The 9,708-nt window shown below is 64.3% G+C and carries 15 protein-coding genes; 4 read left to right on the plus strand and 11 right to left on the minus strand.

The features are described from left to right. The first annotated feature begins 135 nt into the window (after positions 1-135). Positions 136-1,482 carry an AIM24 family protein gene (locus RhoFasB10_RS00130; protein ID WP_240930805.1) on the plus strand — a complete coding sequence of 449 codons (1,347 nt, stop codon included), beginning with the start codon at positions 136-138 and terminating at the stop codon, positions 1,480-1,482. A 75-nt stretch (positions 1,483-1,557) separates the two neighbouring features. On the opposite strand, the gene rpsQ is transcribed toward RhoFasB10_RS00130, so the two are convergent. The 11 genes from rpsQ to rpsJ are packed head-to-tail and all read right to left on the minus strand — an operon-like array spanning position 1,558 to position 6,842. Continuing rightward, positions 1,558-1,836 (minus strand): 30S ribosomal protein S17, encoded by a 279-nt coding sequence (gene rpsQ / locus RhoFasB10_RS00135; protein WP_068432307.1) that lies wholly within the window; start codon positions 1,834-1,836, stop codon positions 1,558-1,560. Further along, positions 1,833-2,078: a 50S ribosomal protein L29 gene (rpmC, locus tag RhoFasB10_RS00140; RefSeq protein WP_019663551.1), complete on the minus strand. Its 246-nt coding sequence runs from the start codon at positions 2,076-2,078 to the stop codon at positions 1,833-1,835. Before rpmC ends, rpsQ begins: the two co-directional genes overlap by 4 nt. Continuing rightward, positions 2,078-2,494, minus strand: coding sequence for a 50S ribosomal protein L16 (rplP, locus tag RhoFasB10_RS00145; protein ID WP_068432308.1), 417 nt, complete (start codon positions 2,492-2,494; stop codon positions 2,078-2,080). The genes rpmC and rplP overlap by 1 nt, the downstream gene beginning before the upstream one ends. Before the next feature lie 2 nt (positions 2,495-2,496). Further along, on the minus strand, positions 2,497-3,300 hold the full coding sequence (gene rpsC / locus RhoFasB10_RS00150) for a 30S ribosomal protein S3 (protein ID WP_068432310.1): 804 nt from the start codon (positions 3,298-3,300) through the stop codon (positions 2,497-2,499). After that, on the minus strand, positions 3,300-3,719 hold the full coding sequence (gene rplV / locus RhoFasB10_RS00155) for a 50S ribosomal protein L22 (RefSeq protein WP_068432312.1): 420 nt from the start codon (positions 3,717-3,719) through the stop codon (positions 3,300-3,302). Before rplV ends, rpsC begins: the two co-directional genes overlap by 1 nt. After that, positions 3,716-3,997: a 30S ribosomal protein S19 gene (gene rpsS, locus RhoFasB10_RS00160; protein WP_008718309.1), complete on the minus strand. Its 282-nt coding sequence runs from the start codon at positions 3,995-3,997 to the stop codon at positions 3,716-3,718. Before rpsS ends, rplV begins: the two co-directional genes overlap by 4 nt. 13 nt (positions 3,998-4,010) lie before the next feature. Beyond that, positions 4,011-4,847, minus strand: coding sequence for a 50S ribosomal protein L2 (gene rplB / locus RhoFasB10_RS00165; protein WP_068432314.1), 837 nt, complete (start codon positions 4,845-4,847; stop codon positions 4,011-4,013). 39 nt (positions 4,848-4,886) lie between these two features. After that, on the minus strand, positions 4,887-5,192 hold the full coding sequence (rplW, locus tag RhoFasB10_RS00170) for a 50S ribosomal protein L23 (protein ID WP_068432316.1): 306 nt from the start codon (positions 5,190-5,192) through the stop codon (positions 4,887-4,889). Then, a complete protein-coding gene (rplD, locus tag RhoFasB10_RS00175) occupies positions 5,189-5,860 on the minus strand; it encodes a 50S ribosomal protein L4 (protein ID WP_068432322.1) in 672 nt (223 codons plus the stop codon). The genes rplW and rplD overlap by 4 nt, the downstream gene beginning before the upstream one ends. Then, a complete protein-coding gene (gene rplC / locus RhoFasB10_RS00180; RefSeq protein ID WP_068432479.1) occupies positions 5,857-6,522 on the minus strand; it encodes a 50S ribosomal protein L3 in 666 nt (221 codons plus the stop codon). Before rplC ends, rplD begins: the two co-directional genes overlap by 4 nt. Positions 6,523-6,536: 14 nt before the next feature. Beyond that, positions 6,537-6,842 carry a 30S ribosomal protein S10 gene (gene rpsJ, locus RhoFasB10_RS00185; RefSeq protein WP_003938093.1) on the minus strand — a complete coding sequence of 102 codons (306 nt, stop codon included), beginning with the start codon at positions 6,840-6,842 and terminating at the stop codon, positions 6,537-6,539. A 484-nt stretch (positions 6,843-7,326) separates the two neighbouring features. Here rpsJ and RhoFasB10_RS00190 point away from each other — a divergent pair, with 484 nt between their 5' ends. Genes RhoFasB10_RS00190 through RhoFasB10_RS00200 form a run of 3 tightly spaced genes read left to right on the plus strand, consistent with a single transcriptional unit; the run spans position 7,327 to position 9,698 of the window. Then, the gene (locus tag RhoFasB10_RS00190) at positions 7,327-7,830 is read left to right on the plus strand and encodes a hotdog fold domain-containing protein (RefSeq protein ID WP_167674595.1); all 504 of its coding nucleotides are present in this window, start codon (positions 7,327-7,329) and stop codon (positions 7,828-7,830) included. A 24-nt stretch (positions 7,831-7,854) separates the two neighbouring features. Beyond that, positions 7,855-8,730 (plus strand): prephenate dehydrogenase dimerization domain-containing protein, encoded by an 876-nt coding sequence (locus RhoFasB10_RS00195; RefSeq protein WP_167674597.1) that lies wholly within the window; start codon positions 7,855-7,857, stop codon positions 8,728-8,730. A gap of 14 nt (positions 8,731-8,744) precedes the next feature. Next, positions 8,745-9,698, plus strand: coding sequence for a diiron oxygenase (locus RhoFasB10_RS00200; protein WP_167674743.1), 954 nt, complete (start codon positions 8,745-8,747; stop codon positions 9,696-9,698). Positions 9,699-9,708: the final 10 nt, after the last annotated feature.

Below are 9,708 nucleotides of genomic sequence, written 5' to 3' on the forward strand. Positions count from 1 at the left end.
GTCCTGTGCATCTCGTAACAGGTCGAACGAAATTGTTGTCGGTCGATTGATCGACTTGAAACCGCCGAAAGAATAATTTCGCCATTTCCGTCTGATTCTGCGGCCGATCCCCCGGTTCTACCGACGTCGGGCACACTGGATCTCGTGAAGACACTCGCCCCTGGGGAGAATTGTCCGGCCCCGTCGTCGACCATGACGATCCACGTCGAGAGCGCGTATCCGCTGGACGTGTCGGCGTTGTTGCTCGCCGCGGACGGCCGTGTTCGTTCGGATGCGGACCTGATCTTCTACAACCAACCCGTCGGGCCCGGCGTCGAGTACCGCCACGAGGGCAGCCGTCACCGTATCGTCGTCGACACCGCCCATATTCCGTCCGACATCGACACAGTCGCGATCACGGCATCGCTGGATGGAACAGGCCCGACGACTTTCGCGGCCGCCGGTCCTGTCGCGACGACAGTGGGCGACGCGTCGGAAAGCGCCGTCGTGAGCTATCGAGCCGATGCCGGAGCTGACGAGTCCGCCCTGATCTGTCTCGAAATCTACCGCCGCGGCTCGGACTGGAAGCTGCGCGCGGTGGGCCAAGGTTATGCCGACGGATTGGCCGGGCTGGCAAAAGCTTTCGGCATCACCATCGACGACGACGAACCAGCCCACGCGTCGGCCGCGTCGCCCACGAGCACTCCCCCATCCACCCCGGCGGCCGCTCCCACATCGCCGGCTCCTACGTCAGGAGGGCATCAGCCCATGAAGAGTGACCTGTTCGCGCCCGCGCATTCCGAGGTCCCGGGCGCGGGTATTCAGAAGCAAGGCAGCAAGATGTGCCGGGTCGGCATGAACGGCGACGTCATGGCACGCGCCGGCTCGATGGTCGCCTACCAGGGCGATCTGAGCTTCGAAGCGAAGGGCTCGGGTGGCTTGGGTAGAGCCGTCCGTCAGGCGCTGTCCGGTGAGGGCGTGCCGCTCATGAAGGTTTCCGGGCGCGGAGATCTGTTCCTCGCGAACGCCGCCCAGGACGTTCACCTGATAGATCTCGACGGGTCCGACGGTCTGACGATCAACGGTGCAAACGTGCTGGCGTTCGATTCGTCGCTGAGCTACGACGTCAAACGCGTCCAGGGCGCGGCATCGGGCGGGAATGCCGGGTTCTTCAACTGCGTGTTCACCGGACGAGGCCGTATCGCGATCACGACCGACGGCGTTCCCGTCGTGCTGAACGTGGATCAGCCGACGTTCGCCGATCCGCAGGCGGCGGTCGCATGGTCGTCCAGCCTGTCCACGCGAGTGAAGAAGAACGACTCGTTCGGCCTCGGGACGTTGATCGGTCGATCGACCGGCGAGCGCTTCACACTGGAATTCGCGGGTCAGGGCTTCGTCGTCGTCCAACCGTCGGAGCTGCCGCCTGCCGGCATGATCGGCGGTAGTGGAAGCGGCGAACAGGCGGGTGTCGGTGGCGCGCTCGGTGGGCTCCTCGGACGCTGAGAGCCTCGCCGGAACATACGAAAAAAGCCCGCTCCCATTCGGGAGCGGGCTTCGTTCGCAGTAAGGACGGGGTTCCTACTTGGCCTTCTCGAGGACCTCGACCAGTCGCCAGTGCTTCGTGGCGGACAGCGGGCGGGTCTCCATGAGCTGAACGCGGTCACCGATTCCGGCGACTCCGTTCTCGTCGTGGGCCTTCACCTTGGTCGTGCGACGGATGACCTTGCTGTAGAGCGGGTGCTTGACCCGGTCTTCCAGCTCGACCACGATCGTCTTCTGCATCTTGTCGGATACGACGTATCCGATGCGGGTCTTGCGGTTGTTGCGTCCTTCAGTCACAGTCTTTTCCTCGCTCATGCCGCGTCACCTGCAGTGTCGTCGGCAGGGCCGGTGGCCAGACCGAGCTCACGCTCACGCAGGACGGTGTAGATGCGCGCGATCTCGTGACGAACGGTGCGCAGTCGACGGTTGTTGTCCAGCTGGCCGGTAGCCATCTGGAAACGAAGGTTGAACAGCTCTTCCTTCGACTCGCGCAGCTTGGTGACCAGCTCTTCACCGGTGAGCTCGCGAAGCTCTGCGGCTGGGGTTCCGGTAGCCATCAGAACTGCTCCTCCCTGGTGATGATGCGTGCCTTCATAGGCAGCTTGTGGATTGCGCGAGTCAGTGCTGCACGCGCGGTTGCTTCGTCGGGGAACGAGAGCTCGAAGAGCACCCGACCCGGCTTGACGTTCGCGACCCACCACTCGGGCGAACCCTTACCGGAACCCATTCGGGTCTCGGCAGGCTTCTTGGTGAGCGGGCGGTCCGGGAAGATGTTGATCCAGACCTTGCCGCCACGCTTGATGTGGCGAGTGATCGCGATTCGGGAAGCTTCGATCTGACGGTTGGTGATGTAGGCGGGCTCGAGAGCCTGGATGCCGTAGTCACCGAACGTCACGTGGTTGCCGCCCTTGGACGCACCCGATCGCTTCGGGTGGTGCTGCTTCCGGTGCTTGACCCGGCGTGGGATCAACATCGTCAGCCCTCCTGATTCGACTCGGTCGAGGCCGGAGCCTCTGCGGATGCCGCGCGACCGGCCTCGGTGCTGGTCGCCGTGGTGCCCGAAGCACCGGAACGACGCGGACGCGAGGGACGCTCACGACGCGGGCGGTCGTTGCCTGCAGCAGGTGCAGCAGCGGCCAGCTCACGACGGCCACCGACGATGTCGCCCTTGTAGATCCAGACCTTCACGCCGATGCGGCCGAAGGTGGTCTTGGCTTCGTACAGTCCGTAGTCGATGTCCGCACGAAGCGTGTGCAGCGGCACACGGCCTTCGCGGTAGAACTCCGAGCGGGACATCTCGGCGCCGCCGAGACGGCCGGAGCACTGGACACGAATGCCCTTGACGTTCGGCTGACGCATGGCCGACTGGATGGCCTTACGCATCGCGCGACGGAATGCGACGCGGTTGCTGAGCTGCTCGGCAACACCCTGGGCCACGAGCTGAGCCTCGGACTCGGCGTTCTTGACCTCGAGGATGTTGAGCTGAACCTGCTTGCCGGTCAGCTTCTCGAGTGCTCCGCGGATGCGGTCGGCTTCGGCGCCACGGCGACCGATGACGATGCCCGGGCGTGCCGTGTGGATGTCCACGCGAACACGGTCACGGGTGCGCTCGATCTCGACCTTCGCGATACCCGCGCGCTCCATGCCGGTGGCGAGAAGCTTGCGGATCGCGACGTCTTCCTTGACGTACTCCGAGTACTGCTTGTCTGCGTACCAACGCGACTTCCAGTCAGTGGTGATACCCAAGCGGAAGCCGTGCGGGTTGATTTTCTGACCCACTACTGAGCCCCTTCCTTGGACGCCTGACCCTTGCGGCGGTTACGGCTGGTTCCACCGGTCTTGGGCAGGCTCTCGACGATCACCGTGATGTGGCTCGTGCGCTTGCGGATCCGGAATGCCCGGCCCTGAGCACGCGGCTGGAAACGCTTGAGGGTTGCGCCCTCGTCCACGAATGCAGTCGCGACGACCAGCGTGCTGGGGTCGAGATCCAGGTTGTTCTCGGCGTTGGCCGCTGCGGACGCGATCACCTTGGCGACCGGCTCGCTGGCTGCCTGCGGCGCGAACTTCAGGATGTTGAGCGCGTCCTCGACGGAGCGCCCGCGAACCAGATCGACGACGCGGCGTGCCTTCATGGGCGTGACGCGTACGTGCTTCGCGACGGCCTTTGCAGTCGGGTTGGCGGTTTCGGTCTTGCTCATCGCCTCTTCGCCTTCCGGTCGTCCTTGATGTGACCCTTGAACGTGCGGGTCGGTGCGAACTCTCCGAGCTTGTGGCCGACCATCGAGTCGGACACGAACACCGGTACGTGCTTACGACCGTCGTGGACGGCGAAGGTGTGACCGATGAAGTCGGGGAGAATTGTCGAGCGACGGGACCAGGTCTTGATGACCTGCTTGGTTCCCTTGTCGTTCTGGACGTCGACCTTCGCGAGGAGGTGATCGTCTACGAACGGGCCTTTCTTCAGGCTGCGTGGCATTCTGAACTCCCTCCTAGCGCTTGTTCTTGCCGGTACGGCGACGACGGACGATGAGCTTGTCGCTCGCCTTGTTCTTGCGGGTACGGCCTTCAGGCTGTCCCCAGGGGCTGACCGGGTGGCGACCACCGGAGGTCTTGCCCTCACCACCACCGTGCGGGTGGTCGACCGGGTTCATGACGACACCACGGACGGTCGGGCGCTTGCCCTTCCAGCGCATACGGCCGGCCTTGCCCCAGTTGATGTTCGACTGCTCGGCGTTGCCGACCTCGCCGACGGTTGCGCGGCAGCGCACGTCGACGCGACGGATCTCGCCGGAGGGCATACGCAGGGTGGCGTAGGTGCCTTCCTTGCCGAGGAGCTGGATGCTCGATCCGGCGGAGCGGGCCATCTTGGCGCCGCCACCGGGACGAAGCTCCACAGCGTGGATGGTCGTACCCGTGGGGATGTTGCGCAGCGGCAGGTTGTTACCCGGCTTGATGTCGGCGCCTGCGCCGGACTCGATCGGGGATCCCTGGCTGATGCCCTTGGGTGCGACGATGTAGCGCTTCTCGCCGTCCGCGTAGTGCAGCAGTGCGATGTTGGCGGTGCGGTTGGGGTCGTACTCGATGTGAGCGACCTTGGCCGGCACGCCGTCCTTGTCGTTGCGACGGAAATCGATCAGACGGTACGCGCGCTTGTGACCGCCACCCTTGTGCCGGGTGGTGATACGACCGTGTGCGTTACGTCCACCGCGACCGTGCAGGGGGCGAATCAGCGACTTCTCGGGCGTGCTGCGAGTGATCTCCGCGAAATCGGAGACACTGGAGCCGCGGCGGCCCGGAGTGGTCGGCTTGTACTTACGGATTGCCATGAGTCTTCTCGTCCTCTAGTTCCGAAGAATCCCAGCCGCTTACGCGACCGGACCTCCGAAGATCTCGATGGGCTTGCTGTCGGCGGAGAGCGTCACGAGCGCGCGCTTGGTGTCCTTGCGCTTGCCGTAACCGAACCGGGTCCGCTTGCGCTTGCCCTGACGGTTCTGCGTGTTGACGCTGGTCACAGTGACGTCGAAGATCTTCTCGACGGCAATCTTGATCTGCGTCTTGTTCGAATCCGGGTGCACCAGGAAGGTGTAGGTGCCTTCCTCGATCAGTCCGTAGGACTTCTCGGAGATGACCGGCGCCAGCAAGATGTCGCGGGGATCGGCGATGGTGGTCACTTGCTTCCCTCCTCGTTCTTCGCAGGCCCTGCGATGAACGTGTTCAGCGCTTCCACGCTGAATACGACGTCATCGGCTTCGAGCACGTCGTACGTGTTGAGCTGGTCGGGTGCGATGGGGTGCACGCCGTCCAGGTTCTGGACGCTCTTCCACGCTGCGATGTCTTCGCGGCCGACGACCAGAAGGACCTTCTTGCGGTCCGAGATCTCGGCGAGGAACGACTTGGCAACCTTGGTCGACGGGGTCTGTCCGGCCACCAGTTCGGTGATCACGTGCAGACGCTCGTTGCGGGTCCGGTCGGAGAGGGCTCCGCGCAGAGCGGCGGCCTTCATCTTCTTCGGCGTCCGCTGGCTGTAGTCACGCGGCTGCGGTCCGTGAACGGTTCCACCGCCGACGAACTGCGGAGCGCGGGTCGAGCCCTGACGAGCGCGGCCGGTGCCCTTCTGGCGGTACGGCTTCTTGCCGCCACCGCGAACGTCGCCACGAGTCTTCGTGGAGTGCGTTCCCTGACGAGCAGCAGCGAGCTGTGCGACGACGACCTGATGCATCAGCGCGACGTTCGCAGGAGCGTCGAAGATCTCGGCGGGGAGATCGACGGTGCCGTTGGTCTTGCCACCGGCTTCCTTGACGTCCAGCGTCAGATTGGTCTTCTTCTCGAGGCTGGTCATGCCCGTGCACCACCCTTCAATGCGGACTTGACGATCACGACGTTGCCGCGACGGCCGGGGATCGCTCCCTTGATCAAGAGCAGACCGTTCTCGCTGTCCACCTTGTGGACCGAGAGGTTCTGCGTGGTGACGCGGTCGCCACCCATGCGTCCGGACATGCGCATTCCCTTGAAGACGCGACCGGGGGTTGCACAACCACCGATGGATCCGGGACGACGGTGGACAGCCTGCGCACCGTGGCTTGCACCCTGGCCGGCAAAGCCGTGGCGCTTCATGGTTCCGGCGAAGCCCTTGCCCTTGCTGGTGCCGGTGACGTCGACGAATGCGCCGTCCTCGAACACAGCGGCGGTGAGCTCCTGGCCGACCTCGAACTGCGAGGCGTCGGCGACACGGATCTCCACGACGTGGCGGCGGGGCGTGACACCTGCCTTCTCGAACTGGCCTGTGGTCGGCTTGTTCACCTTGCGCGGGTCGATCGCACCGAAGGCGACCTGGACTGCGCTGTAGCCGTCGCGCTCCTGCGTGCGGATCTGGGTGACCACGTTCGGGCCTGCCTTGATCACGGTCACGGGAACGACGCGGTTGTTCTCGTCGAAGACCTGGGTCATTCCGAGCTTCGTGCCCAGAATTCCTGTCGCAGGCCGATTCTTGTTATCAGTCATCGTTGTCTCCGCGCTCACTGGATGTTGACGTCGACACTGGCAGGCAGATCGATGCGCATGAGCGCGTCGACCGTCTTCGGCGTCGGGTCGAGGATGTCAATGAGCCGCTTGTGAGTACGCATCTCGAAGTGTTCGCGCGAATCCTTGTACTTGTGGGGCGAACGGATGACGCAGTACACGTTCTTTTCGGTCGGCAACGGCACCGGTCCGACGACGCGGGCACCCGTACGGGTGACCGTCTCGACGATCTTGCGCGCTGACGCATCGATCGCCTCATGGTCGTAGGCCTTGAGCCTGATGCGGATCTTTTGTCCCGCCACGCTTAGTGTCCTTTTCTTGCCGCTTGTCGTAGAACCGGCCACTCGGCCTGCTCCACCTCGTATGCACAGTCCCCGAGTCGTTCGGTTTCACCGAATAGGACTCGAACTGCCTTCGTGCTCGCACGACAGACCGAACGTTGGCGATCAGGCGGGTACCCGATCCGTTGCCGCTGTTCATCTGTCATGGTTCTCCGGTCCACGCGGTCGGGCGTGTCGTACTTCTACTCATACTTCGACCGCTTGCTCTTCTCCGAAGCTCCATGGCGCGAGGCCGTCGGTGCATCTCCGAGCTGGCGAACCGGACGCACTCACGTAAGAGTGCTGGTCCGTTCTGCTGTTCTTACCTGTTCGAGGCCGCACAGAAGCGCGTCCCTGCCCAGGCAACCCGACCAGTATGCCGTACACCGGCCGTGAGTACAAATCCGCCCCGATTGCCCAGCGCATGCTGCTGTCGCCCGAACTTACTCGGCGGTAAGGTGCGGACATGACCGCCACTGTGAACACCGTCGGACCTACGTACCGCACCTGGCAGCGCCTGCCACGCACTGTCGTGGGAGAAGCACTGTTCTCTCTGGGAATGTGCGTGCGCGTGCCGTACTTCGGCACCATTCTCCCCCACGTCCGATCGCTCGAACCAGGCCGATGCGAGGTGGCAGCGCCGAAGTGGTGGGGCATCCGCAACCACCTCGGAACCTTCCACGCCATCGCCGCGTGCAATCTCGCCGAGGTCGCTATGGGGATGCTCGCGGAGGCGACGGTCCCGACGACGCACCGCTGGATCCCCAAAGAGATGAGGGTGCAGTACTTGACCAAGGCGACGACGTCGCTTCACGCCGTCGCCGAGATCGAAATACCCGACTTCGACACAATCGACGACGGCATGGATCTCGTCGTTCCCGTACGGATCACCGACAAGGCCGGGACCGAGGTCGTGCATGCCGACATCACGATCTGGGTGTCGCGCGCCGCGCGCACACACGACCGGTGAACCGCTGCACTACATACTGATCGCATGAAGACGTACGACGCCGTGGTCGCGGGCGGGAGCGGTGCGGTCGGCACCCTGCTCGCCCACCTGCTGGCGGATGACGGATCGACGGTCCTGACAGTCGACCGTGTCGCACCACACGACCGGGACACGAGCATCGACCACGTCGTCGGTGACATCACGGACCCCGACGAACAGTTGGCGTCACACCTGAACGCAGCCGGCGTCGTCGTGCTCGCGGTGCCGGAATCCGTTGCGCTGCAAGCAATTTTACAATGGCACGCTCCGACCGCCCTGCTTGTCGAAACGCTGTCGGTGAAGTCGGGATTCGCGTCGTCCGTGGGCGACATCGCGGGACCGGTCATCGGCATCAACCCGATGTTCGCGCCCGCGCTCGGTATGCGGGGCCGCCCGGTAGCCGCCGTCACGCACCGACCCGGAACAGCTGCGACCGAGTTCCTGGACAGGGTCCGACGCTGGGGTGGGCGCGTGGTCGAACTCGACGCGGATACGCACGACAGGTTGGCAGCCGCGACGCAGGCGCTGACGCACGCGGCGGTGCTGGCCTTCGGTTCGGCGCTGGACGAACTGGGCGTCGACGCGTCCCTGGTCGACGCCGTCGCTCCTCCCCCGGCCCGGACTCTCCTCGCCCTCCTCGCACGGGTCTCGGGTGGTCAACCAGAGGTCTACTGGGATGTTCAGGCCGGCAACCCCCATGCGGCCGCGGCACGCGCGGCGTTGGCGCGCGGGCTTCGTGACCTCGACGCGACAGTCGCGTCCGGTACCGAGTCGGGCTTCGCCGAACTCATGCGAGGTGCGGGCGCATCGGTGCCGAACGGTGACGTCTATTCGGCGTTGTGTACCGAGCTTTTCGGTACGGTTCGAGGTAGCGCCACGTGACAGAGGACTACGCAATGATCGAGCACCCCTCACTTCCCCAGTACGACGCCACCGACCCCGTCGAAAGCGCCGTGGTCAAGCGCCTGGCCGGAAACTGGGAGCATCGGGCAACCGTCAAGAAGGCCGAACCGGATCTCGACGACCTCTTCGATCCTGCGAAGCACGATTTCCCCGAAGCTCTCATTCCGTTCGCGGAGCACGACACCTACCGCGAACTCCCCGAGGCCAGGCGCGAAAAGCTTCGAGCGTGGGGCTGGATCGCCTACAACAAGAACGTCATGGACGTCGAGCAGCAGGTCGTCAATCCGGGTTTCTCGTTACTGGCGCAGGATGCCTTCGAGACCGGACTCGGCGACACGCTCGCAGTCGCCGTCACCCAGGCAATGGTCGACGAGCAGTACCACACCCTCATGCACCTCAACGCGAGCGTCCTGACGCGTCGCAGGCGCGGTTGGCCCCTTCGAACGCAGAGCCTTCCCTTCAGCGCGACGGTTCGACGACGTCAGAAAGCTCAGCTGACGGCACCGGACTCGGAGAGCGCGGCTCTCAGCGCCCTCGCGTTCACGACGGTTGCAGAGATCTCCATCACGTCCTACCTCGACCTGATCGAGGACAACGAACTGGTCCAGCCGGTGAACCGGGCAACCGTCAAGCTGCACAACCGAGACGAGTACTGCCACGCGTCGATCGCCGACGACCTGGCGGGCATCGTGTTCGAGAAGCTCGACGACCGAGGTCGACGCAGTTTTCTCGACGGCCTGAAAGACGGAATGGACGCGTTCTCCAGTACGGACTTCTCGACGTGGCGAGCCATTCTGCGTCAGGAGGAGGTTCCCGATTTCGAGCGAATGCTGAACGAGGTCGAGACCGACGGGAGCAGGCGGCAGCTGATCCAGGACTACAGCGGCATCAGGGCGCTGTGCCGAAAACTCGACGTCGAGGACGAAATCGGTATCGACTGGGCGTGAGCGTTCGTTC

This window comes from Rhodococcus sp. B10 (assembly GCF_011770055.1).
GTDB classification, from domain to species: Bacteria; Actinomycetota; Actinomycetes; order Mycobacteriales; family Mycobacteriaceae; genus Rhodococcoides; species Rhodococcoides kyotonensis_B.

What these genes read in the sequence shown, in the direction of transcription:
- rpsQ (WP_068432307.1), bottom strand. Translation starts at nt 1,836, where the DNA reads ATGAGCGAGGAAAAGACTGTGACTGAAGGACGCAACAACCGCAAGACC.
- rpmC (WP_019663551.1), bottom strand. Translation starts at nt 2,078, where the DNA reads ATGGCTACCGGAACCCCAGCCGCAGAGCTTCGCGAGCTCACCGGTGAA.
- rplP (WP_068432308.1), bottom strand. Translation starts at nt 2,494, where the DNA reads ATGTTGATCCCACGCCGGGTCAAGCACCGGAAGCAGCACCACCCGAAG.
- rplV (WP_068432312.1), bottom strand. Translation starts at nt 3,719, where the DNA reads ATGAGCAAGACCGAAACCGCCAACCCGACTGCAAAGGCCGTCGCGAAG.
- rpsS (WP_008718309.1), bottom strand. Translation starts at nt 3,997, where the DNA reads ATGCCACGCAGCCTGAAGAAAGGCCCGTTCGTAGACGATCACCTCCTC.
- rplB (WP_068432314.1), bottom strand. Translation starts at nt 4,847, where the DNA reads ATGGCAATCCGTAAGTACAAGCCGACCACTCCGGGCCGCCGCGGCTCC.
- rplD (WP_068432322.1), bottom strand. Translation starts at nt 5,860, where the DNA reads ATGACCAGCCTCGAGAAGAAGACCAATCTGACGCTGGACGTCAAGGAA.
- rplC (WP_068432479.1), bottom strand. Translation starts at nt 6,522, where the DNA reads ATGACTGATAACAAGAATCGGCCTGCGACAGGAATTCTGGGCACGAAG.
- RhoFasB10_RS00190 (WP_167674595.1), top strand. Translation starts at nt 7,327, where the DNA reads ATGACCGCCACTGTGAACACCGTCGGACCTACGTACCGCACCTGGCAG.
- RhoFasB10_RS00195 (WP_167674597.1), top strand. Translation starts at nt 7,855, where the DNA reads ATGAAGACGTACGACGCCGTGGTCGCGGGCGGGAGCGGTGCGGTCGGC.
- RhoFasB10_RS00200 (WP_167674743.1), top strand. Translation starts at nt 8,745, where the DNA reads ATGATCGAGCACCCCTCACTTCCCCAGTACGACGCCACCGACCCCGTC.